Below are 23,667 nucleotides of genomic sequence, written 5' to 3' on the forward strand. Positions count from 1 at the left end.
AAACTGTATATATCCCGCTCCTAATAACCGTTAGGTCAGCTAAGAGCTGGAATAGTCGAATTAAACTATTGACTGAAATTGACCATGTCTACTATGGAAGAAAAGCAAGTCAGCCAGAATTTTCCTATATCGGATGCCGAACTCTCTAGCGATGGAGCACCGTCGTCAACTGACATACATCTGCGGCCATCCGGAGAGCATGATGAAGACGATGTAGCGGCACATCTAGGCGTTACCAATGCCCAGGCTCTCGAGCAAGCGCATACCAAGATTGCTGAACTGCATGAAAGTTTGCTTCGAGCACGCGCGGAGACAGAGAACGTACGGCGACGTACCCAAGATGACCTTGCTAAGGCGCATAAGTTTGCCATTGAAAGTTTCGCTGAACATCTTGTACCAGTTGTCGATAGTCTCGAGGCCGCGCTCTCGGACATCGCAGGAGACTTGATGAAGGTGCGAGAGGGAGTAAAACTGACTTTACGTCAATTAACAAGTGCTTTAGAGAAGGGCCGAGTTATCCAGATTAATCCTATCGGCGAAAAATTCGATCCACATCGACATCAAGCAATCTCAATAGTACAAACTGAGCAGGCACCTAATACAATCGTCAGTGTATTACAAAAAGGCTACGTAATCGCTGACCGCGTACTGCGTCCAGCGCTAGTCACCGTGGCTGCGCCAGAGTCTACGGCAGGGCATTGAAATTAGCGCTGTTGTACCTATGTTGTGATCACGTGTGAATAAATGACTAGCGTTCTGCGCTGGTCTGCTAGATCAAAGCCAGGAGATTAGTAAAATGGGTAAGATTATTGGGATCGACCTTGGTACCACGAATTCTTGCGTGGCACTTATGGAAGGAAATCAAGTGCGAGTTATTGAAAACGCAGAGGGCACTCGCACAACACCTTCAGTTATCGCATATATGAGTGATGGTGAGATTCTTGTCGGTGCTCCAGCTAAGCGCCAATCTGTGACCAACCCGAAGAATACGCTGTTCGCCGTTAAGCGGTTGATTGGTCGTCGTTTTCAAGAGAAAGAAGTACAAAAAGATATTGGTCTGATGCCTTATCCAATTATTAAGGCAAATAATGGTGATGCTTGGGTACAGGTACACGACAAAAAGCTCGCGCCACCGCAGATTTCTGCTGAAGTCTTACGTAAGATGAAGAAAACAGCCGAGGATTACCTCGGTGAGCCAGTAACAGAGGCAGTGATCACTGTGCCGGCATACTTCAACGATAGTCAACGGCAAGCAACAAAAGATGCGGGTCGTATAGCTGGTCTGGAGGTAAAGCGAATTATTAACGAGCCCACTGCCGCAGCGCTAGCGTTTGGGCTAGATAAAACCGAAAAAGGAGACCGAAAAATTGCGGTCTATGATCTTGGTGGTGGTACGTTTGATGTATCGATCATAGAGATCGCAGATGTGGATGGAGAGATGCAATTTGAGGTATTATCAACCAACGGTGATACATTCCTAGGTGGAGAAGATTTTGATCAGAGAATTATCGACTATATTATTAGTGAATTTAAAAAGGAGCAAGGCGTTGATCTCTCTAAAGACGTGCTCGCGCTTCAACGGCTAAAGGAAGCATCTGAAAAGGCTAAAATCGAGCTATCAAGCTCAGCACAAACCGAAATTAATCTTCCATATATTACAGCGGATGCATCTGGACCAAAGCACTTAAACCTAAAGATCAACCGAGCAAAATTAGAGGCCTTAGTCGAGGAGTTAATTAAGCGCACAATTGAGCCGTGTCGTACTGCAATTAAAGATGCAGGCGTAAAAGTCGCTGATATTAATGATGTGATCTTAGTAGGTGGTATGACCCGGATGCCGAAGGTACAGGATAAAGTTAAGGAGTTCTTTGGTAAAGAGCCGCGGCGCGATGTGAATCCAGACGAGGCGGTCGCAGTAGGCGCTGCGATTCAGGGTCAAGTTCTTTCTGGCGATCGTACTGATGTGCTACTACTAGATGTAACGCCATTGTCGCTAGGTATCGAGACCCTTGGTGGCGTGATGACAAAAATGATTAATAAAAACACCACGATCCCAACCAAGCATACACAAGTGTACTCAACAGCCGACGACAATCAATCCGCGGTAACGGTCAAAGTTTTCCAGGGTGAGCGCGAGATGGCGGCTGGCAATAAAATGTTAGGCGAATTTAATTTAGAGGGTATCCCGCCCGCACCCCGGGGAATTCCGCAGATTGAAGTGACATTTGATATTGATGCAAATGGTATCTTGCATGTACATGCACGTGACAAAGGTACTGGCAAAGAAAACAAAATTACTATCAAGGCAAATTCCGGCTTATCTGAGTCTGAGATTGAGAAAATGGTAAAGGATGCTGAAGTCAATGCCGAAGAGGATCATCGCCTACGAGAGCTGGCTGACGCACATAATCAAGGTGACGCGCTAGTGCATAGCACGAAAAAAGCCTTATCTGACTACGGTAATAAAATTGATGAGAATGAGAGAGCTGCAATCGAGACTGCGCTAAAGGAATTAGAAGAAACACTTAAAAATGCTTCAGACAAGAAAGAGGTCGAGGCAAAAATTGAAGTACTCTCTAAAGCCTCACAGAAACTCAGTGAAAAAATGTACGCCGATATACAGGACCAGACAAGCAAGCCAGCGAATGACGTTGTCGATGCCGACTTTAAGGAAGTAAAGAAAAATTAAGCAAAACAGTAAGGGCTACCCAGTGCGCATTGCGTACTGGGTAGCATACCAGCTATTTAGTATGCCATCGTGCGTTGGCACGGTGAAAAAAGACAAGGCGTTTAGCGGGCTTATGGCGCTCGCTAAACCCATTTTAGCATTGATTCGATATGGCCAAACAGGACTACTACGACGTGCTGAGTGTCGCTAAGAATGCTTCTGATAACGACATTAAGAAAGCGTATCGAAAGCTAGCAATGAAGTATCACCCAGACCGAAATCCTGGAAATAAGGGTGCGGAAGAGCGTTTCAAAGAGGTAAAAGAGGCTTACGAAATCCTATCTGATACGCAAAAGCGCGCCGCATACGATCAGTATGGCAGATCAGGAGTTGACCCAAATATGGGTGTGGCTAGTGCACAAGGATTCGGCGGCTTTTCTGATGCATTCGGTGACATCTTCGGAGATATTTTTGGGCAGGCTGGAGGTGGCAGTCGCCGTGCTGGTACACAGTCATACCATGGTGCGGATCTGCGCTACAGTATGGAGATCTCTCTAGAACAGGCTGCGCATGGCTATTCGACACAAATTCGAGTGCCGAATTGGACGTCCTGCCAGGTATGTTATGGTGCTGGCGCGAAACCGGGAACTAAGCCAGAAGCATGTCCAACTTGTCATGGGCAGGGCCAGGTGCGTGTATCACAGGGTTTCTTTAGTATCCAGCAAACATGTTCAAAGTGTCATGGTATTGGAACGCATATTCCAGATCCTTGTACTTATTGTCATGGCGACGGTAAGATTAAAGAAACTAAAACACTAGAGGTCAAGATTCCTGCGGGCATTGATGATGGGATGCGAATCCGCTCTTCTGGTAACGGTGAGCCGGGTATTAATAATGGTCCAAACGGTGATCTCTACGTAGAAATTCATATTAAACCGCATACCGTCTTTGAGCGTGATGGTAATGACTTACATTGCCAGATGCCCATTGCCTTCACCACCGCGGTACTGGGTGGGGAGATTGAGGTGCCAACGCTGTCTGGAAAAGCATGTTTTACCGTACCAGAGGGCACGCAATCAAGTAAAACATTTTGTTTGAGGGGGAAAGGAATTAAAGGTTTGCGATCGAGCCTACCTGGTGATTTATATGTGCATGTACAGGTGGAGACTCCAGTTAAGTTAACCGACACACAGCGCGACCTGCTGCGTCAATTTGAGAAGTCCTTGGTTGAAGGGGGGGCGCGACATAGCCCGCAGAGTAAGAGTTGGTTTGATCGTGTAAAAAGTTTCTTTGAATAATATAATATCAGTTAATGCATAAGCGAATCTGAGAACGATTTACATTATAATAGCTTTATTAGCTTGTTAGGTCTGTGACAATATCCCAAGTATAGTGCGTCTGTGTCAACTTTAGGGACCGCTAAAGTTGACACAGACGCACTATATAAAGCCGACTTGACATAGTTTTCATTATCATTCTTCATAAAATAAAAGCTCTGTGCACAGTGTTGTACATCCCAGCACTTGCAGCATATAAAAGCTTACATGCTGATATCTCAGACTGCTAAACATTTTCTATCCTAGTGTTATTTAGTGATCGGGCTACATATGTCAGTGTAATTACAACTAATGTAATTAATTTTATATCCGCGTGCGTTGTGCTTTCTTAACGAGTTACATCTGTGTTAGATGCTCTTTACCTATAATATAAATATCGACGGCTTGCTATATAACAGCCCGTTTTTATTAACCAAAGCTAAATTAGGAAAATTGATTTCTAGCTGTACGATATCGATTTAAAATGTGTGCTCTTTAGCAGGGAAAGTACCTTCTTTTACAGCGCGAACATAAGAATAGACGGCTTCCTCGATCGAGGGCTGACTAATCATAAAGTTCTTGACGAACCTAGGTAGTTTTCCAGCAGTTAAGCCTAGCATATCGTACAATACCAGCACCTGGCCTGAACATTCGCTTCCGGCGCCGATACCAATAGTTGGAATTGTTAGTAATGCAGTAATCTGAGCTCCTAACGCTGCTGGGATTGCTTCGAGAATAAGCAGCTGTGCTCCAGCCCGTTCAATCGACTCAGCATCCTTCTTTAGTTGTTCTGCCGCTAGATCGTTTTTACCTTGGACTTTAAAGCCGCCAAACGTATGTACTGATTGCGGTGTAAGTCCTAGGTGCGCACACACTGGTATCGACCGTTCGACTAGAAAACGAATGGTATCAACAACCCATAAACCACCCTCAAGTTTAACCATTTGCGCACCCGCTTTTATAAGTCTAACGGCGCTTGAATATGCCTCTACGAATGTACCATAACTACCGAACGGTAAATCCGAAATAATTAGTGCATTTCCGCAACTACCGCGTGAAACAATAGCAGTGTGATATGCAATATCCTCGAGCTTAACAGGTAAGGTCGTAGCCTGGCCTTGTAGTACGTTACCAAGCGAGTCACCAATTAGGAGTATATCTACGCCTGCGCGCTCGAGTAATGCTGCAAAGCTTGCGTCGTAGCACGTCAGCATTGCGATTAGCTCTCCAGAATCACGCATCTTCTGCAGGAGCGGAACAGTAACAGTACAACGACCGGAATTCATCGGATAGCTCATATCTAAATAATCCTTAGAGGGTCTTATTAATAAAGAAAGTTTCTGCCCTGGATAGTCTGAGATGAATAGCATGCTAGACTGCTATAAGCATCTAATAGTATCGATAAGGATAAAAAATATATAAAGGTAACTCAGAAATCGCCTAGTTAGTCACGACTAGTTAAAGCCAATCATGCTTATAGTTTAAGATCATATCATCGAACATTAGAATAAATACTAGTAGGGGGTAATCTTTGCGATACGCTGCGAGGAAACATTAGGCAAGTAATAATCTGCCCGGGCTAGATTAGGAATTTCAATCTCTGCCTCCAATTCAAGTAACGGCACTAAAGCGAATGCCCGCTCGATTAATCGAGGGTGAGGTACTTTCAGATCGAGCCAGTCAATCTGTATAGTGCCGTATAACAGAATATCGATGTCCAGTGTTCGAGGTGCGTTTTGGTACAAGCGTTTGCGACCAAAATAATTTTCCGTGCTATGACACAGAGTCAGTAGCTGCCGTATAGCAAGTGTAGTGTTAATCTTCACTACACAATTATAAAAATCGTTACCATCGGCATTAACCGGGGCGGTGCGATATAGGCTTGATTCTACAAGCGTCATGATAGGTTCCTGCTGTGTAAGGTACATTACAGCATCCTTCAAGGTCTGGCGCGCGTTACCAAGGTTAGCGCCCAAGCTAAGATAAGCAACAGTCATAGCGGCTTCCTGTTATATACTACCGGACGTTTTCATAAGCTTCGAAGTGCCTCTATGAATATGAGATTTGCTTTCAGCTCAAGACAAGGTCTATAAGATATTTGCGCTAGAATTTTTACGGTTACGTGAGCCGCTGCCGCGCCGCCGGCGGTTCTGGCGTTCTTTTTCCCTCTGTTTCAGCATCACCTCTCGAAAATTCGGATCGCCAGCGATAAAATCTTTCCACCATTGACAGATAGATTCGTCTAGCTCGCCCGCTTCGCAGCGTAACAAGAGAAAATCATAACCCGCCCTAAAACTATGATGCTCTATAAGTTTTAACGCACTGCGACCGGAGCGCTTCTCCAGCCGTGGCTGGAGCTCCAATATTTCACGCATGTCGGTGGTATATCGTCTCCGTATCGCAAGCATTGCAGTTTGCTGGTCTAGCACCTCATCTAAAGCTTGATATAGAGCCGGAATCGAAGGTTCACCGCTAGCCTCGTATTGCTTCCAGCGTAGTTGCATTGCATGCCATAGCAACGACGCAAATAAAAAACCTGGTGAGACCTGTTTACCGGATCGTACGCGTTCATCGGTATTAGTTAGAGCAAGCATAATAAACTGCTCTCCATCTGGCTGCTCAAGTGTTACCTCTAAAAGAGGAAACACTCTGTGATGCAAGCCTAGCGCACGTAACTGCTTTAAGCAGTTATGTGCATATCCAGAAAGCAGAAGTTTAAGAATCTCGTCAAACAGTCGCGCAGCCGGTATGTTATTAATTAAATACACTAATTCAGCAAGAGGCGCCTGCGTTGATGGTTCAATTATAAAATCCAGTTTAGCTGCGAAACGTACAGTACGCAGCATCCTGACAGGATCCTCGCGAAAGCGGGTAGCCGGCTCTCCAATCATTCGGAGTACTCGTCCACGAATGTCGTCCATCCCGCAATGGTAATCCAGTACAATTTGCATCACTGGATCGTAGTACATTGCATTGATAGTGAAGTCGCGACGTGTTGCATCCTGATGCTGTTTACCCCAGACATTATCGCGCAAAACGCGCCCGCTTGAGTCTACCGCATGCATACGCCGGTTTATACTACATCGCATCTTGTGCGACAGCGCATTAGGCTTGCTATCTGAGCTTTCTTTAGCACCGACTGGCGTTATCTCTATTGGCGCACGGAACGTTGATACCTCGATAATCTCAGCCCCGAACTGAACATGAACAATCTGAAAACGCCGGCCGATTAACCGAGCGCGTCGGAATATTTTAACGATCTCATTAGGCGTTGCATCTGTAGCGACATCAAAATCTTTTGGTACAATATTAAGCAGAAGATCGCGTACCGCGCCGCCAACGATGAATGCTTGAAAACCAGATTTCTGGAGCATATGAGTCACACGGATTGCGTTATGCGAGATCAACGATAGATCAATATGATGGATATCGGCTGAAACGATCACCGGTATTTTGGCTTCATAGCTAGCGAGCGTATGTCTGCTGGTATATTTGCTAATAGCCCGGGTGGGGTACAACATCCCATTCGATGGCTTGCTAGGCGGCAGCCCAGCATCCTGCACTGCCAGCGCCTCAGACGGTACGTTGCATTGCTCGTCCTGTCCCATACCGTAACAATGGTCTGCTATAGCGATGTTCGGGTTAGCATTTGCGCGATCTTTATCGTTATCGCCGCATCGTAAGCTGAACAACTTTCTGATAAATTTCGTAATCACTTCTATTGGAAGAGTTTAAGGATACTCCAACCACGAGCGAGCGCATACTCGCGTAGCTTCTCATCCGGATTAGTCGCTACCGGGTCTGTAACCTTTTCAAGCAGTGGGATGTCGTTATGCGAATCGCTATAGAAGTAAGTGCTTGCAAAGCATTCCAAGCTACATTCGATTGAATCTAGCCACGCCCGTACTCGAGTAATCTTGCCCTCTCGGTAGCTTGGAACACCTATCGGGTTTCCTGTGTATGGGCTACTAGGATTCCCGTCCGTCGTTTCAGCTTCACACGCGATCAACGTTTTAATGCCAAATGATTCTGCGATTGGTGTAGTGATGAAAGAGTTCGTAGCCGTCACTATACAACATAGGTTATCTTCTTTTTGGTGCTTCGCCACCAATGCGCGTGCAGTAGGCTTGATCTGAGGATTAATAACCTCACGCATAAACAGATTATGCCAGCTATTTAGCTGCTGCCGAGAGTATCTAGCCAGTGGGGCAAGCATAGTGCGCAAGTACATCTGGATATCTAGCCTCCCTGCCTGGTAATCAGAGTGGAAACGGTCATTCTCGAGTGAGAAACTATCAGCGTTTACAATTCCAAGCCTGACCATAAAGCGCCCCCACTCATAGTCGCTATCGATAGGGATTAACGTATGGTCTAGGTCAAATAGGGCAAGGCTGCGTTTTATTTTATTCATAGAGATATTTTACTGGAAGCTGTCGGCTGGCATCGCGCGTGGGAGTAACGGTGTAATTGCGCGCTGATGCTCTAAGGCAAAACGGTCGAGTTTTTCTAGCATACGCATTAGACTAGGCATATTACGGCGGTAGTGTGTAAGCAGCCATCTTGACACATCATCGGTGAACATCAAACCACGTTCACAAGCAGCATACTTAAGCACAGTTGCATTATTATCGTCAAACTAGTACGTTAAAAGATAAAATAATAGACTCTAACCCAGGCGAGTGCGTATGTCCTCGCGCATCGCTAGGTGAAGGGGGCGGCGGCGTTTCCAGTGGCTACTAGAGCAATGCCTGGTCTAGTGCACACTGCGTAAACGGGGGGTTACAAAACTATCTGTTACGCACCAGCGAGTTGATCAACATCGTCGACCGCATAGATCTCAAATGTTAATCATATCCGAATACGGAGATCAGACTAAGTGGTTCGATAAAGCGAGCGCGGTTATTAGATGCGCTAGCAACCAGCGCTTGAAGTAAATGGATTCTCCCGTGCTACCTATGCCACCCCATACATAGAATATATGGTCTCTGTGCTGGGTTTAGCTGAAAGAGCTATATCCAGCTAGCGATACGGGCAACTAATTCGCCATGGTTACCGGCGAAGAAGTTTTTGAATGTCTTCGCCGGCGGTGTGCCTAGATCGAGTATCAGTTGACGCTAAGAAGCAGACAAGGTCGGCAAGGGTGGCAAGGGTTCTAGAATGCGGTTTAATGAGTTCGTGCAGGTGGCAACACACATCGGGTAAAATTCCGTTTTACGGACTTTCACGCGAGATTCTCGCGCTTTCGCCATGAATCAACTGAAATCCACTGTTAGTATTCAGCCGTTAGACCTAACTTACCGTGATGCGGGCGTCGACATCGACACAGGAGAAGAGCTTATTGAGCGTATTAAGCCCTTTACAAAAAAAACAGTGCGAGATGGCGTGCTGTCAGGAATTGGTGGATTCGGCGCACTCTTCGAAGTGCCAAATAAATACTGTGAGCCGGTGTTGGTTTCTAGTACTGACGGTGTAGGCACAAAACTGAAACTAGCGTTTCATTTAAATCAGCATGATACGGTCGGTCAAGATTTAGTAGCGATGAGCGTTAACGATATTCTAGCGCAAGGGGCTGAACCACTTTTTTTCCTTGATTATTTTGCCTGCGGTAGACTCGATATCAAGATAGCATCGAGTGTGCTGAGGGGTATTGCAGTCGGATGCGAATTAGCTGGATGCTCACTTATCGGTGGCGAAACAGCCGAGATGCCTGGGATGTATCCAGAGGGTGAATACGACCTTGCTGGATTTGCGGTCGGGGTGGTCGAAAAAAGCAAGATTATCGACGGTAGAACAATTACCGCCGGAGATATTGTGCTGGGCCTAGCCTCGAGCGGCATCCATTCAAATGGATATGCGCTAGTTCGAAAAATTATTAAGTGTGCAGAACCGGACTTGCGCGCCGATTTCGATGGGGAGCGATCGCTGGCCGATGCGCTGATGGCACCTACACGCATCTACGCAAAAGCTATTAGCAGGTTAATGGAGCAACTCCCAATAAAGGGTATCGCCCATATTACAGGTGGGGGGCTTATCAGAAATATGCCGCGCGTTCTTCCTGAAGGGCTATGTGCGAAGCTAGAGCGCTGCGCATGGCCGTTGCCGAGACTATTTGCGTGGCTACAGCAGCTTGGCGGTATAACTGACGAAGAAATGCATCACGTCTTTAATTGCGGAATTGGGATGGTAGTCATTGTTGCCGCAAAGCACGCACAGATAGCGGTCAACTCGCTCTCGGAAAGTGGCGAACAAGTATGGATACTCGGCACAGTATGCAAGCATAATACTGGGGGGGCGAAAATAATCGTGGTATGACTATAGGCAATAGAATCGACGACGCTTTTGCAGAAGAAAGTTGCTCGCTTTCGATGGCTATCTATAGCCCTAAAAATAGCAGTGTCTACTTTATGGCCCATATTCGACATACAGCATCAGCAGCACGTGAGCCAGCATCAGTTTTATCACAATCAATGACAATGCGCTCAGGCATCGAGCGCAGCCATGTTAATTGGCGCTTGCAGAGCTGTTGTGTTGCGAATATGCTTTTGTCACGCATTACTTTATAAGTATACTCGCCATCCAGGTACGCCCATACTTGTCGGTATCCAACACAGCGCATTGATGGCAATTTAGAATGTAGATCGCCGCGTTCGCGTAATTGTTGAACTTCGTTGATTAACCCACTATCTAACATAGTGTCAAAACGACGTGCGATACGCGCGTGGAGTATGGAGCGGTCAGCTGGTTCCAGAGAAACAGCTGAAAATCGAGGTAACAGCGGCACACTGGCACTTATATCCGTTGGGTGTAAGTCACTTGGATTAACGGGCAGGTTAGAAGATCGCTGCAATAGCAAAGACATTGGCTGACCGGTTAACCACCACACCTCTAGGGCACGTTGGATCCGCTGCGAATCATTAGGCGCGATTCGTATCGCCGATACAGGATCAATCTGCGCCAATTTTGCGTGCAGAGTAGGCCAGCCTACGCATGCGGCATACTGGTTCAGTACAGATCTGATAGATGCGTTAGCTCGCGGCAAGTCGTTTAGGCCTGTTACCAGTGTCTTATAGTACAACATTGTTCCACCTACCAGTAATGGTAGTTTGCCGCGCTCGATAATTTGTGAGCATAGACGCAGTGCGTCAGTGCGAAATTGTACTGAAGAATAGTTATCGAACGGGTCAATGATATTGATCAGATGGTGAGATACTACACTAAGCTCAGACGCACTAGGCTTAGCAGTCCCAATATTCATTTGACGGTAGACAAGTGCTGAATCGACACTGATAATCTCGACCGGTGCATAGCGTGCTAGCGCAAGCGCAGCAGCACTTTTACCAGAAGAAGTTGGCCCAAGCAGGCATGCGATAACATGAGCGGATAACATAGTGTAACTATTAGCCTCTTATAAACAATCGGTTTAACTCGTTAAGTATGAGATAAAGGCGCACCAAACGATTATAATTACATTAACGGGTACACTCGGTAGCTTCTATTAGTTATAGCATCTAACTAATCTCATCAATACCTAAGTACTAATTGGCGCGAACTACATAGTGATATACTAGCGTACTGAGAAGCTTATGCTGGTGTGTGTTTAGTACTTAGGAGCAGCTATGCTATATATCTGCAGATTAGTTGGCACTGAGCGCCAGTATGTCACTAAGACAGCAGTAAGTTGATATATCTAACATAAAATCATATACTTACAAGTATATGATTTAAATGTTTTTAAAAATTGCTGTAGGCCGTGTTGATATGATTGTGCTCGGCTATTTATTACTCATATTTCGCTTGCCCGTAGCTATCTAATAATATTTATATATTTTATAAAAATTATTAGATAGCTATTTTTTGCCAATTTATTCTGGGTATGAGGTATAAAAGCTACGTTATCGCTAGCTTAGACCAATTCTAAAGCGATAAATGTGTGGTGAAGCAGTGCCCCGATACTATTCGGTATTACATTATTTATGTAGTCGCACTATGCGCCAAAGGTTTTGATCTTTACTTCTCGTCTAAATAGCTAGTAGTGCTTAGCATAAGCTGGCTGTTTTTAGATCGATTAGCATACATTATACTATATATAAATGCTTAATATTACAGCCAGTCCACAGGTAATTATTGCTCCATTAATTTACCTCCTATATTCAAGATTTAGAGAGATATCGGAATGAGATGTCAGTGGATGAAATTAAGCAGACTAGTTTAGTCAGCATTGGGAAAGACACGCTTTTCCAATTTTGCTATAAGCTCGTGCAGTTAGCTTGCGGCCTTTACCTTGAATTTCCAAAACAATATGCAAGTCTGGTATACCCAGAATACTACCAGCGCGCTCTGGCCACTCGACTAGGCATAGCGCTTGAGCTTCGAAATACTCGCGGAAACCAGCGTCTTCCCATTCTGATGCATCCTCAAAACGATACAGGTCGAAGTGATAAATTAATAGTGGGACGCTTTTAATATTCCCGATTGTATAGGACTCAACCAGCGTATAGGTTGGACTGCGCACGTGCTGTGTATATCCTAGCGCACGCAGCATAGCACGTACCAGGGTTGTCTTACCAGCACCCAGGTCACCAACTAAGTGCACTTGTATACCACATGCTGGCGCAGCATGCATCGCTTCTAGGAGCGCCATGGCAATCGTTAGACCGAAGTCATTAGCCGCATACTCATCTTCTAGAATGAGTATGCGCTCCCTCAATGGATAAGGCAAAGCCTGTATATTTTTCACTACATATAATAGAGATGGCTCAATAACGGCCAAAGATTCAGAGATACCATTGCCTCGTACCAAGACTGATCCATCATCGTTACAAACGCATTTTGTACCCATATAAGACACGATCTTTAATTAAGCATAATGTGGTTGTGATATCAGTTCCTGTCTTAGGCTGGCTTGTAGCACTCTCTAAAGAATTAATTTATCTTTTATAGAAAAATAAATAATATATACACAGCTTACACTTTTCCGCTAGCTGAATGTATGTCTATAACCCTATTAGGGTACAAAGACTGCAACTACCCAAGCAATACTCTAACCACGTATTGTGAGTGAGGATGCTTCTTATCTGATAGATGCTTCTTATCTGATTTTAGACGCTTCGCCACCCTCAATTTATATGCATTGTAGCAATTTACTATAAAGCTGGTTTAGCTAGTAGTACCTATAAGTAATTATCTAAAAATATTAGAATAGATTTACCCATATAGGATGGCGGGTCTTATTAATAACATTAGGGGGTGTACTTATGCAAGAAGTTAAATTCTGATGGTGATAATAGCAGCGCATTGCTTGGGATAGCGAGGCTAGTGCATTATTTGAGTGCTTACATACACGGATAGAGAAACTGTAAGCTAGCGCATCCCAGCGCGCAAGTTATATAGCTTTAAATATGCGCAAGAGCTTGTAATAGCATGAAACCAATCGAATTCTTCGATGAGAGTGGGTAAGGTTTGCGGAACCCACCTAGCAGCTTTAGCAGCTTTAGCGGCTTTGCATATCATGCAGGTTAGCGGGTTTGTGGAATTCGGTATTGTCTGCTCGCTACCTATAGCATTTTCTTTTGTAGAAAGTAGGTTATAAACATGAATAGCATATTCAATAGACAATTAGCTCATATCGTCGTAATACAAGAAGAGCATAAGAGAGTGACGCGTTTTTCCCAATAGCTCTAGTATGAATTATTTAGTAATACGCTAGATGCGGCGTTCCTATAACTAGTTACTAAATTTTAGCTGGCCTTAGTGATGAATAAATGCCTACTGGATACGGTGCGAGAGTCTGCTCTTCGTGAGTACACGCTAGGGTTCTCTGCGCTAGTAAAACAAGTTTTAGAAACCGGCTCCTGTCAATATTTAGATACTACTCTGTATGAGTACTGCGCAAGCAGTATATCTCGGTTAATCTAACACCACACATATGTTCAGTCCTGCAGCCGCTCTATTTTCAGTCTATACTAAGATAGTTAAAGTTAGGTTAAAAAAGTGTGGTATGTACAATAAGGCCTAAGACTAAATAGTGCTACTTTCGTAAGATACGTCGAGTACGCCCCTTCTGAATACTCTCAGAGCCAATATACTCTTATAAACAGCATATGAAAGTAGGGTAGATCGGCCGGCACCTCTAGAATATTAATAATAAAAATTTATGTACAGTGCGCATACTATTTAAACACAGCGATACTTAATCTACACCTGCGTCGTACAAAAGTACTTAAACAAATATGTGCAATGTGCTAAGCGCATAACCAAGCACCGGCTTTAATAGGCCGATATATAAAATAATAGGGTGTATAGCATAAAATGCTACGCGCAGGGTCGTGATTCTAATTAATAAGTTTCATTTTTTACAGAATGCTGCGTCAGCCTACAATACCGATATTTATTAGTCCATACATTATTTATGGGGTTATTGCACTAATTATTGCAATGTGCAATATACCTCGATTAGTAGGCTGAAGTATTCAGCAATAGCACTGCAAATATAGTGTCAAGCTGTCATTCTTAATGACATTAATACCGGCATACGCGCCGCATTACTAATGCTCGGTTCTTGCCGCTATTCAGCTTTTTGAGAGCGGATATTGTATTACATACAAACCGTGCGATTCTTATCGCACTAATAGATATTTATCTGTATAACAGGCACCGGGTGTGTACCGATTCCCCCATCTTATGGAAGGGTGCCACTACTAGTTTAGTCCTTGTTACACTAATAGACCCTAGAGGGTATAGGCGAATATCTTAGGATTTATAATGAGCAGCACCATATCTTTAATGGTGTATATATTACATATTAGCACAGCGAGTTCTATGCAGACCTAAGGTTTGATAAGCAGCTTTAGGTAGAACATTGTACTCTAAGCGAGTGTTACGTCTTTCTTATGGCCAAGTTACTTATTATTGTTATTACTTACCTAATTGGTTCGATATCGTTTGCAGTGGTAGTCAGTGCCGTAATGGGGCTGTCCGATCCCCGAACTTATGGCTCAAAAAACCCTGGTGCAACTAATATAATTCGGAGCGGTAACAAGGTGGCGGCTATTTTAACTCTATTTGGAGATATCTTTAAGGGCTGGATTACTGTGTGGCTTGTAAAGAATATCGGTCCCGCATACCAACTTGACGCATGCGCGGTAGCGTTGGTATCGATCTCCGTATTCTTGGGCCATATATATCCTGTATTTTTCTGCTTTAAGGGTGGTAAGGGTGTGGCAACTGCAGCTGGCGTGCTGCTTGCGATTGAACCGGTACTCGGCATAGCAACTGCTGCCATGTGGTTGATCATTGCTTTTTTATTTCGATACTCATCATTGGCTGCGCTTATTACGGCGCTGTTCGTGCCGTTTTGCTATCTATCCCTATTTGGCTGTAATCCAATTGCTGTGGCTATTATTTTAATGGGCATATTACTAGTATGGCGACACAGAAAAAACATTAGTAATCTACTAGCTAAACGGGAAAGACGGATCGGCGATAAGGAAAGAGCGCTAAACTGCAGCAGCAATGGTTCGGCTTATTAAGTAACTCGCTATACAATCTTAGAAATAACTGAAGTCAAGCGCGTTGCTCACGCACTTTTTAATATCGCATTTCCAAATTAAAATTCTCAAATTTCTAATTGATACGCACGCTGCGCGTATCTTATATGTTCACTGTACCTTAATATTATTGTCTCTTTGATTATTTCACTACTTAAGTAAATTCTTGAAATAAACCGCGTTAATGTAAATACTGTATTAAACAGAGATAGTACTAAATTTATATTTTTGGCAAAAAACTACAGATATGCTAGTGTTGTAATTCCTAGACTAGGCATGTACTAGGGTAATCGTTATATAGCACTAAAATTAGTTTTATAAGATTATTAATTTTTGCACTTTAATAAAAGTAGGCGCTATGTCTGTTTTACCAAGGCTAACTCTGTGTATGATAGTTTCGGTGAATTATAAGCGCCTTGAGATATCCCGGATTAGATATCTCAGATTAACAAATACTAATGTAAAGTTTAATATGCTGCAGACGAATTATTCACTGCGAAGTTCTAATACATTTGGATTCGATGTGCGCGCGCGCATAGGTGGCCCAATCTGCTCGGAGGCCGATCTTACTGCATTACGCGCTGATCAGCGTATGGTTAATATGCCGCGCATAGTACTTGGTTTAGGCAGTAACATTGTATTTACACGAGACTTTGATGGCTTAGCTCTCGTGATTAACTTGCGTGGTAGGCGTGTCATCGCACAGATAGATGATGCCTACATTATTGAGGTCGCTGCCGGAGAGCGATGGCATGACTTCGTTGATTGGACACTACAACAAGGCATGCCTGGATTGGAAAATCTCGCGATGATCCCCGGTACCGTTGGCGCTGCACCAGTGCAAAATATTGGCGCATATGGCCTTGAACTTGCTGAGCGCTTCGAACGCTTGCGTGCATTAGATATGATTAATGGCCGTATTGTAGAGCTTGATTCTCAGGAGTGCGCATTCGGCTATCGTGATAGCATATTTCAACATGCCGTTCGCGACCAGCTAATTATTCTGTCCGTCGTATTCCGCTTACCGAAGCGGTGGTGCGCACGTAATTTATATGCGGATGTTGCAAGTCGTCTTGCTGTAAATAATATTAGCAAGCCAACCGCGCGTCAAATTTTTGACGTGATTACCGAGATCCGTCGTGAAAAACTACCTGACCCTGCAATTTTAGGCAGCGTAGGAAGCTTTTTTAAGAATCCGATTGTCGATACTGAGCAGTTTTTAGTACTTCGGGAAAAAGAGCCGGATATCGTATATTATAACCAACGTGATGGGCGAGTTAAGCTAGCGGCTGGTTGGATGATTGATCGCTGTGGGTGGAAGGGGCGCTCCATTGGCAAAGCAGCCGTACATAAGAGTCAGTCTCTTGTACTAGTTAATCGTGGCGGTGCAACCGGGGAACAGATATTAACGTTGGCACGGGCAATCCGTTCTGATGTCAGCCGGCGCTTCGGCTTGAAGCTAGATATAGAGCCGCGTATTATTTAAATATTCACATCCTCAGCAATAATTCTATCCGTCCTGCAATTACAAACATAAGTTTTTTATATTTATATAGTCTAACATAAACCTAGATCTAGGTCAGGTCAGTGCCGTAGCATGTGCGGGGCATGCATGACTCATCTGAATCTATTGGCGCACCGCACAACAGTACAGTGGAATAGTTTATTGTTCTGTTGTGATGCGCGCCCGATATTAGAATTTAATGATTTAGGCGCCCGAGCGTTAAAAATTCCATTAAAGCCTTTTGTACGTGCAGTCGGTTCTCGGCCTCATCCCACACAACGCTTTGCCGACCATCAATAACCTCAGCAGTTACTTCCTCGCCGCGATGCGTAGGCAGGCAATGCATGAAAAGCGCATCGGGCTGTGCGCACGCCATTAGTTTCGTATCGACACACCATTCTGCAAATGCAGCCTTGCGTATATCATTCTCTTTTTCGAAACCCATACTTGTCCATACATCAGTTGTAACTAGGTGAGCACCGTTGCATGTAGCACGTGGATCGTCTATTTCTTCAACCGAACTTAGATGTACTGAGTTAATTAATGCATGATTAAGCCTATATCCAGGCGGTGTAGAAACGCGAAGCTTAAAACCGAGAATATACGCAGCTTCGATCCATGTATAGGCCATATTGTTCGCGTCACCTACCCAGGCGACGGTTTTTCCACGAATTGATCCCCGATGCTCGTAGAATGTGAAGACATCAGCTAGCACTTGACACGGGTGGTACTCATTAGTCAATCCATTTATAACTGGCACTCGTGAATTACCCGCGAAGCGCCGCAGAATATCCTGACCGAAGGTTCTAATCATAATGATATCGACCATTCTCGATATCACTTGTGCGGAATCTTCAATTGGCTCGCCACGGCCTAGTTGTGTGTCTCGCGTGCTCATAAAGACGGCGTGCCCCCCCAGTTGGAAAATGCCGGCCTCGAACGAGAGCCGTGTACGCGTTGAGTTTTTCTCAAAGATCATGGCTAACGTTCGATCGTGCAATGGGTGATAAGTTTCGTAGTTTTTGAACTTCCGTTTCAAAATCCGAGTGCGCTCCAACACGTAATCGTAATCATCGGCAGAAAAATCTTGGAACCGCAGGTAGTGTCGAATTATCTTAGTAGAAGTCATAGAAACAAATATAGCCGACTGACGCCGGTTAGTACGTGAAGCGCCGCCATTGCTATGTTTAATAAACGTTATGCAGCATAAAGGATTTTTTTGACTTTGACGAGCCGCCTATCCACGTGGTGTAACATCTAATAGTTAGATGCGGAAAATATATAGTTTACTAACAAGTTATTGTGGAATTATAGCGGAACGACAAAAAACCGCGGATTAAGCGTCTAGCGTGTAGTGGTGTGCTGCGGCTAGGGAATATATGGGCTTATAACAAGCAAGTTTCTTGGCGATTTTACCGCCGAGGTATCACCGCGATAGTGGGGCGTGTGAAAACACACGCACTGTATGCTGCGGGAACCTCTAGGTGTCGTCGGGGGGGTTGTCTTTCGGGGTGTTCCACATGGGCAACTCATCCTCAACTGAATATTTCATTCAAGGCATTACTAAGAGTGGAAAAAAGTTTCGGCCGAGTGACTGGTCAGAACGGCTATGCGGCGTGGTATCTTCGTTTGGTCCAGGTGCGACAGGACCTAACGCGAGACTAAAGTATTCACTATATGTACGGCCCGTAATGCTCGGTGATATTAAGACAGTGATTGTCGATTCGCGGCTGCGCGATGTAGAGCCCATGGCTTTCGATTTCGTAATGAAATTTGCTCGAGATAATGATCTGCTGATGACCGAAGCTTGCGAGCTGCCACTCGAACATCCAGCACAGCGAGCTGTCACTATACGCAACAGTAGTTAAGTATTAAGATCTGGTAATTGATTTAGTAGATAGCCGTCTTATTTCTTTGGATATTTATTTATCTTAATTATACGGTAGTACAGCAGCCTAGATTGCTCCTGGTATACGACGATCGATTTAGGTTCATAGTTTTACTTCCTAATCGAGTTGGAAAAACTAGCATGATTACGTAAGTCTACTCAGTGCTGCATTATTGCACTAAACTGTTTTCTTGCAGCCCGATTGATTACCTGTAATATATGTAAAAAGCGGGCTGCAAGGGGTTTATGCTGCAGTTTGCATAAGGCCTTTTATAGCGGAAGCTAGGCGACTTTTGTGGCGAGCGGCCTTATTCTTATGAATAATTTTTTTATCAGCGATAATATCTAGTGTCTTTGACGATTGCTTTAGCACCTCGATAGACCTTTCTTTGTTGCCGGAGTTAATCGCCTTACGAACAACCTTAATCGCGGTACGCATTTTGGAGCGTAGCGCAGAATTATGTGAGTTAGCTTTCGCAGCCTGACGGGTACGCTTTCGCGCTTGCGCGGAGTTAGCCATAACGGTTTTTATCCTGTTTACAACGGAATATAATCATAAGAAGCGGGCTATTGTGGTGCCTAACAAGGCACTTTAGTGTATCAATAAAATTGAGGACACACAATCGACGTTTACTCTTTTAAATCCGCTAGGCAGAAGCATCTAGCTAGATGGATGAGCTATTAGTGGGGAAGTGATTAATTTACCATTGACACAGGACCCTAGCAATAGAGATCCACCCTAGTTCTGAAGATAGGCAAGTGTCTGCTACTTCTTGATTAGAGGGCGCAGCTAACAGCACATAGCCTGGTCGTTTTTTAGCATAGGATCCGTATAATGTTAGCGTATGAATCTACTTCGCACTCTTTTTACTGTTACTAGCTTTACCCTTCTTTCACGGATCACTGGATTAGTGCGCGAAATATTAATTGCTAGCACTTTTGGGGCTAGCGTATACACTGATGCCTTTAATGTTGCGTTCCGTATTCCGAACCTGCTACGCAGACTCTCTGCTGAGGGGGCGTTTTCGCAGGCTTTTGTACCAATCTTAGCTGAGTTTAAGAGTCAAAAAGGACATGGTGCAACGCATGCATTAGTTGATGCGACAAGTATCGTATTAACTTGGGTTTTGGTTGGCTTCTCGATGCTAGGAATTGTTAGCTCTGGATTTATTGTATGGGTGGTTGCATCGGGGTTGCATCACAATAATAAAATATTCGCACTTGCGGTGACAATGACTCAGATCATGTTTCCGTATATTTTATTGATCTCACTGACTGCGCTAGCAACTAGCGTTTTAAATACCTATAATAATTTTTCGCTTCCAGCATTTTCTCCAGTTTTATTAAATATTAGCTTTATTATCAGCACATTAGTTATTGCGCCGAGATTAGATACTCCAATCTACGCACTTGCTTTCTCAGTGTTGGCTGGCGGTATTCTACAGCTACTTATTCAACTTCTAGGACTAAAGCGAGTCCACATGATACCAAGGATTAGGCTTAATCTAGTTATCGCGCTGGCACACCCCGGAATAAAGCGTGTCCTATGGAAAATGATGCCAGCTAGTTTCGCGGTATCTGTCGCCCAACTATCACTGATAGTGAGCACTAATATTGCTTCGCATCTAGAGGCTGGTAGCGTATCATGGTTATCTTATGCGGATCGACTGATGGAGTTCCCGGCAGCGCTTCTAGGTGGTGCGCTTGGAACAATTTTATTACCTAGTTTGTCGAAAGCACATACTAATGCTGACGCATCAGAATATTCTGCGCTGCTTGACTGGGGTTTAAGACTTACATTTCTACTAGCCGCTCCTAGCGCTGTCGCGTTGTTTATCTATGCTAAACCCCTGACGGCTACATTATTTAATTATGGACAGTTTTCTAGTCATGACGTATCAATGGTATCGCAGGCGCTGTCTGCTTATGGAGTAGGGTTACTCGGGCTGACCTTGACTAAAATCCTTGCGCCTGGTTTTTATGCTAAACAAGACACTAAAACACCAGTCAAAATCGCATTGATCGTAATGGGCATTACACAGCTGTGTAATGCCTTATTAGTCCCCCATCTTGCACATGCGGGTCTATCGCTAAGTATTAGTATCGGTGCATGCGTAAATGCGCTGCTTCTATTTTTTGGCTTGCGTCGGCGATCAATCTACACCCCATCAGCCAGGTGGGGTGTATTTTTTATGCAGTTGATTATCGCGTGCATCACGCTAGCAATTGTAATGCACTGGTTTGCCCAATTATTTGATTGGGTAGAACTAGGGCGTTACCCAGGTATTCGTATTGCTGTATTAAGTGTAACGTTAGTTATACTTGTCATACTATATTTTATGATGTTATCCCTAATGGGATTTAAGTATAAATGCCTCTATCACCGTGCGAAATAATAAGTTTATACGACAATGGTTAAGTAGATTACTTATAAAAGTATAAGAACCTCCACTAAACTAAAATATAGTAAAAACCTTTCAGACATTGATATGCTAGTGCTGCAGCAGTGTAGATACTTAACATAATATGATGATCTAGAACAAAACTTTTAGGGCTGCATCATTTATTCTCATGGGAATTAAGAGTTTCCTAAAATTTAAATAATGATGCGGAATCTAGTTTCGTTTGCTACAAGCTCCTGCTTATAGGTAGCGGGCAATATACATTGCACTATTAAGTGTGCGTGGTTTCATGGTCATTAGAAAGCAATGTAATGCCAGCAGTCTCATAACTGCTTGAGTTTTTTAAACGAATAATCAAATGAGAGATAGTTTGGTAAATTTTTTATAATCCGGAGCCAATAGTCCCTAGCTTTTGCTAGGGACTATTGGCGATAACTTGGAATTTGATTTATGGCACTCAACTAGGCTCTTCAAGAGAATGGAACGGCTGACGTGACCTGTACACTATAAAAGTAGTAGCAGGGTTTAAATCAGTCTTTTATATTAACAGTACTAATAAGTGCTCTACTCTAAAGTAGAGCGGCTTGCCGTATGGAAGGAATCGAATAGAAACCATCACTTCCATCCTAGATGGAGGATTCTTAGAGTTACCCTGCATTTTATACTAGTGGTTGTAGTATCTCAAACACGTCCTTTCGAATCTCGTCTACCGTACCAAGCCCAGAGATTTTTCGGTACTTTGGAGGGCTCAGCCCATTTTCCTCACCACGTCTTGCCCATTGCATATAGTAATTAATTAACGGGTACGTTTGCATGAGGTAAACGTCTAGGCGCCTTCGAACTATTTCCTCCTTATCGTCATTACGCTGGACTAGGGGTTGGCCAGTAATATCATCAACCAAACCAAATTTTGGGGGGTTAAACTTAATATGATATGTACGTCCAGATGATGTGTGTGTGCGTCGCCCACTGATACGCTCAATAATTTTATTAAATGGTACATCAATCTCTAGCACGTAGTCGATTACTATGTCGGCCTGTTTCATTGCATCAGCCTGCGGGATCGTACGTGGAAAGCCGTCGAATAGGTAGCCATGCTTGCAATCTGGATGTTGTAGTCGTTCCTTAACTAATTTAATAGTCAGCATATCCGGCACAAGCTCACCAGCGTCCATATAAGGCTTGGCATCAATGCCGATCTCTGTTCTAGTTTTTACGGCTTCTCGTAACATGTCACCGGTTGAAATTTTGGGGATCGCAAACTTATCTTTGATAAAGGTTGCCTGGGTGCCTTTACCCGCCCCAGGGGCGCCTAATAAGATTAAACGCATGATGATTATCTTTCCGATATGACTGATGAATTTTTGAGTAACCAATCAGCATTGAACGCCAATTTAACTAGCTACAACTTTAACATGCGTTTTGAAAATTTATTATTGCTTGAGACGCTCTATACATACTGCCTATCCCCCGCCTACCCCTAGCAGGGTATAACAACCAGCGTAAAGCCTTCGCTTATGCCATGCAGTTTGTGCTTACGTAGCAAACATGGCGCGAACTCGCTCTAGGTCTGCTAGAGTATCAACTCCAGCTGGAGATGCTTGTGGCGTAAGCAATACCGCAATTCTTTCTCCATGCCATAGTGCTCGTAGTTGCTCAAGTGCCTCGGTAATCTCAATAGGAGATTGCGTCAGTCCTGGGTAGCGGCGTAGAAAGCCTGCCCGATATGCATATAGGCCTATATGGCGATGTACGGCTGCAGTACTTAGAGCAAGCGGTCTAGTTACGGGTAAAGCACTATTTTCCGACCTCCATTGGGGCTGATACACATCGCGTGACCATGGAATTGGCGCACGAGAAAAATATAGCGCGAGACCGCGAGCGTTAAGGACTACCTTGACAATATTCGGATTAAAAACTTCTTCTAGCTCAGTAATGGGATGAGCGGCGGTAGCAATTGCACAATCCTGGTTGGCAGCTAGGTGCGTAGCAACGTCCGCGACTAGACGAGGTTCGATTAGTGGTTCGTCACCTTGTACATTCACTATTAGTGCGTCGTCGGAAAATCTACAGGCCTCAACCACTTCAGCTAGTCGATCAGTTCCGGTCGGATGATCTGTTCGAGTTAGCAGTGCCTCAATCCCATAGGCCTGGCACACATCCAGTACAGCTTGAGCATCGGTAGCAATTAATACGCGACTTGCACCTGAAGCACGGGCCCGCTCGGCTACGTGCACTATCATAGGCTTCTTAGCTAGGTCGACTAAAGGTTTTCTCGGCAAACGAGTAGAGGCGAGACGAGCTGGCACGATAACGGTAAACGCAACTACAATAGACATTGGT

At 44.2% G+C, this 23,667-nt stretch carries 19 protein-coding genes; 8 read left to right on the top strand and 11 right to left on the bottom strand.

Going from position 1 to position 23,667, the window contains the following annotated elements:
- The first annotated feature begins 84 nt into the window (after window positions 1–84).
- The 3 genes from grpE to dnaJ all read left to right on the top strand — a co-directional run bounded on the left by grpE (window position 85) and on the right by dnaJ (window position 3,966).
- On the top strand, window positions 85–702 hold the full coding sequence (gene grpE, locus KW136_RS01810; protein WP_420885626.1) for a nucleotide exchange factor GrpE: 618 nt from the start codon (window positions 85–87) through the stop codon (window positions 700–702).
- Between the two features lie 85 nt (window positions 703–787).
- A complete protein-coding gene (gene dnaK, locus KW136_RS01815) occupies window positions 788–2,689 on the top strand; it encodes a molecular chaperone DnaK (RefSeq protein WP_281421779.1) in 1,902 nt (633 codons plus the stop codon).
- 149 nt (window positions 2,690–2,838) lie between these two features.
- Window positions 2,839–3,966 carry a molecular chaperone DnaJ gene (gene dnaJ, locus KW136_RS01820; protein WP_216796743.1) on the top strand — a complete coding sequence of 376 codons (1,128 nt, stop codon included), beginning with the start codon at window positions 2,839–2,841 and terminating at the stop codon, window positions 3,964–3,966.
- Window positions 3,967–4,463: 497 nt separating this feature from the next.
- On the opposite strand, the gene panB is transcribed toward dnaJ, so the two are convergent.
- The 5 genes from panB to KW136_RS04155 form a co-directional block, all read right to left on the bottom strand.
- Window positions 4,464–5,282: a 3-methyl-2-oxobutanoate hydroxymethyltransferase gene (panB, locus tag KW136_RS01825; protein ID WP_216796744.1), complete on the bottom strand. Its 819-nt coding sequence runs from the start codon at window positions 5,280–5,282 to the stop codon at window positions 4,464–4,466.
- 216 nt (window positions 5,283–5,498) lie between these two features.
- Entirely contained in the window at window positions 5,499–5,981 is a 483-nt protein-coding gene (folK, locus tag KW136_RS01830; protein ID WP_216796745.1) for a 2-amino-4-hydroxy-6-hydroxymethyldihydropteridine diphosphokinase, read from the bottom strand.
- Window positions 5,982–6,071: 90 nt separating this feature from the next.
- The gene (pcnB, locus tag KW136_RS01835) at window positions 6,072–7,700 is read right to left on the bottom strand and encodes a polynucleotide adenylyltransferase PcnB (RefSeq protein WP_420885627.1); all 1,629 of its coding nucleotides are present in this window, start codon (window positions 7,698–7,700) and stop codon (window positions 6,072–6,074) included.
- A gap of 2 nt (window positions 7,701–7,702) precedes the next feature.
- The gene (locus KW136_RS01840; protein WP_216796746.1) at window positions 7,703–8,395 is read right to left on the bottom strand and encodes a histidinol-phosphatase; all 693 of its coding nucleotides are present in this window, start codon (window positions 8,393–8,395) and stop codon (window positions 7,703–7,705) included.
- A gap of 9 nt (window positions 8,396–8,404) precedes the next feature.
- Window positions 8,405–8,599 carry an HdaA/DnaA family protein gene (locus KW136_RS04155; RefSeq protein WP_246583195.1) on the bottom strand — a complete coding sequence of 65 codons (195 nt, stop codon included), beginning with the start codon at window positions 8,597–8,599 and terminating at the stop codon, window positions 8,405–8,407.
- Between the two features lie 632 nt (window positions 8,600–9,231).
- Between KW136_RS04155 and purM the strand changes: the two genes are divergently transcribed.
- Complete coding sequence (gene purM, locus KW136_RS01850; RefSeq protein ID WP_216796747.1) at window positions 9,232–10,296, top strand: phosphoribosylformylglycinamidine cyclo-ligase; 1,065 nt, start codon at window positions 9,232–9,234, stop codon at window positions 10,294–10,296.
- A gap of 85 nt (window positions 10,297–10,381) precedes the next feature.
- Here the strand turns inward: purM and miaA are convergent, their stop codons facing one another.
- On the bottom strand, window positions 10,382–11,371 hold the full coding sequence (gene miaA, locus KW136_RS01855) for a tRNA (adenosine(37)-N6)-dimethylallyltransferase MiaA (protein ID WP_216796749.1): 990 nt from the start codon (window positions 11,369–11,371) through the stop codon (window positions 10,382–10,384).
- Window positions 11,372–12,196: 825 nt separating this feature from the next.
- Window positions 12,197–12,703: a tRNA (adenosine(37)-N6)-threonylcarbamoyltransferase complex ATPase subunit type 1 TsaE gene (gene tsaE / locus KW136_RS01860; RefSeq protein ID WP_246583202.1), complete on the bottom strand. Its 507-nt coding sequence runs from the start codon at window positions 12,701–12,703 to the stop codon at window positions 12,197–12,199.
- 2,170 nt (window positions 12,704–14,873) lie between these two features.
- Between tsaE and plsY the strand changes: the two genes are divergently transcribed.
- Both plsY and murB read left to right on the top strand, forming a co-directional pair.
- A complete protein-coding gene (gene plsY, locus KW136_RS01865) occupies window positions 14,874–15,512 on the top strand; it encodes a glycerol-3-phosphate 1-O-acyltransferase PlsY (protein ID WP_216796751.1) in 639 nt (212 codons plus the stop codon).
- A gap of 490 nt (window positions 15,513–16,002) precedes the next feature.
- The gene (murB, locus tag KW136_RS01870; protein ID WP_216796753.1) at window positions 16,003–17,016 is read left to right on the top strand and encodes a UDP-N-acetylmuramate dehydrogenase; all 1,014 of its coding nucleotides are present in this window, start codon (window positions 16,003–16,005) and stop codon (window positions 17,014–17,016) included.
- 214 nt (window positions 17,017–17,230) lie between these two features.
- Here the strand turns inward: murB and argF are convergent, their stop codons facing one another.
- Window positions 17,231–18,163 (bottom strand): ornithine carbamoyltransferase, encoded by a 933-nt coding sequence (gene argF / locus KW136_RS01875; protein ID WP_216796755.1) that lies wholly within the window; start codon window positions 18,161–18,163, stop codon window positions 17,231–17,233.
- A 391-nt stretch (window positions 18,164–18,554) separates the two neighbouring features.
- Between argF and KW136_RS01880 the strand changes: the two genes are divergently transcribed.
- Entirely contained in the window at window positions 18,555–18,902 is a 348-nt protein-coding gene (locus tag KW136_RS01880; RefSeq protein WP_216796757.1) for a DUF3579 domain-containing protein, read from the top strand.
- Window positions 18,903–19,166: 264 nt separating this feature from the next.
- Here the strand turns inward: KW136_RS01880 and rpsT are convergent, their stop codons facing one another.
- Window positions 19,167–19,442 (bottom strand): 30S ribosomal protein S20, encoded by a 276-nt coding sequence (rpsT, locus tag KW136_RS01885; RefSeq protein ID WP_216796758.1) that lies wholly within the window; start codon window positions 19,440–19,442, stop codon window positions 19,167–19,169.
- Window positions 19,443–19,767: 325 nt separating this feature from the next.
- On the opposite strand from rpsT, the gene murJ reads away from it, so the two are divergent.
- Window positions 19,768–21,318 (top strand): murein biosynthesis integral membrane protein MurJ, encoded by a 1,551-nt coding sequence (murJ, locus tag KW136_RS01890; protein ID WP_216796760.1) that lies wholly within the window; start codon window positions 19,768–19,770, stop codon window positions 21,316–21,318.
- Between the two features lie 665 nt (window positions 21,319–21,983).
- On the opposite strand, the gene adk is transcribed toward murJ, so the two are convergent.
- Both adk and kdsB read right to left on the bottom strand, forming a co-directional pair.
- Window positions 21,984–22,655: an adenylate kinase gene (gene adk, locus KW136_RS01895; protein ID WP_216796762.1), complete on the bottom strand. Its 672-nt coding sequence runs from the start codon at window positions 22,653–22,655 to the stop codon at window positions 21,984–21,986.
- 204 nt (window positions 22,656–22,859) lie between these two features.
- Entirely contained in the window at window positions 22,860–23,663 is an 804-nt protein-coding gene (kdsB, locus tag KW136_RS01900) for a 3-deoxy-manno-octulosonate cytidylyltransferase (protein WP_216796764.1), read from the bottom strand.
- Window positions 23,664–23,667 lie beyond the last annotated feature (4 nt).

The sequence above is a fragment of the Candidatus Vallotiella hemipterorum genome (assembly GCF_910593725.1).
GTDB lineage: Bacteria > Pseudomonadota > Gammaproteobacteria > Burkholderiales > Burkholderiaceae > Mycetohabitans > Mycetohabitans hemipterorum.

What these genes read in the sequence shown, in the direction of transcription:
- grpE (WP_420885626.1), top strand. Translation starts at nt 85, where the DNA reads ATGTCTACTATGGAAGAAAAGCAAGTCAGCCAGAATTTTCCTATATCG.
- dnaJ (WP_216796743.1), top strand. Translation starts at nt 2,839, where the DNA reads ATGGCCAAACAGGACTACTACGACGTGCTGAGTGTCGCTAAGAATGCT.
- panB (WP_216796744.1), bottom strand. Translation starts at nt 5,282, where the DNA reads ATGAGCTATCCGATGAATTCCGGTCGTTGTACTGTTACTGTTCCGCTC.
- folK (WP_216796745.1), bottom strand. Translation starts at nt 5,981, where the DNA reads ATGACTGTTGCTTATCTTAGCTTGGGCGCTAACCTTGGTAACGCGCGC.
- KW136_RS01840 (WP_216796746.1), bottom strand. Translation starts at nt 8,395, where the DNA reads ATGAATAAAATAAAACGCAGCCTTGCCCTATTTGACCTAGACCATACG.
- purM (WP_216796747.1), top strand. Translation starts at nt 9,232, where the DNA reads ATGAATCAACTGAAATCCACTGTTAGTATTCAGCCGTTAGACCTAACT.
- miaA (WP_216796749.1), bottom strand. Translation starts at nt 11,371, where the DNA reads ATGTTATCCGCTCATGTTATCGCATGCCTGCTTGGGCCAACTTCTTCT.
- plsY (WP_216796751.1), top strand. Translation starts at nt 14,874, where the DNA reads ATGGCCAAGTTACTTATTATTGTTATTACTTACCTAATTGGTTCGATA.
- murB (WP_216796753.1), top strand. Translation starts at nt 16,003, where the DNA reads ATGCTGCAGACGAATTATTCACTGCGAAGTTCTAATACATTTGGATTC.
- argF (WP_216796755.1), bottom strand. Translation starts at nt 18,163, where the DNA reads ATGACTTCTACTAAGATAATTCGACACTACCTGCGGTTCCAAGATTTT.
- KW136_RS01880 (WP_216796757.1), top strand. Translation starts at nt 18,555, where the DNA reads ATGGGCAACTCATCCTCAACTGAATATTTCATTCAAGGCATTACTAAG.
- rpsT (WP_216796758.1), bottom strand. Translation starts at nt 19,442, where the DNA reads ATGGCTAACTCCGCGCAAGCGCGAAAGCGTACCCGTCAGGCTGCGAAA.
- murJ (WP_216796760.1), top strand. Translation starts at nt 19,768, where the DNA reads ATGAATCTACTTCGCACTCTTTTTACTGTTACTAGCTTTACCCTTCTT.
- adk (WP_216796762.1), bottom strand. Translation starts at nt 22,655, where the DNA reads ATGCGTTTAATCTTATTAGGCGCCCCTGGGGCGGGTAAAGGCACCCAG.
- kdsB (WP_216796764.1), bottom strand. Translation starts at nt 23,663, where the DNA reads ATGTCTATTGTAGTTGCGTTTACCGTTATCGTGCCAGCTCGTCTCGCC.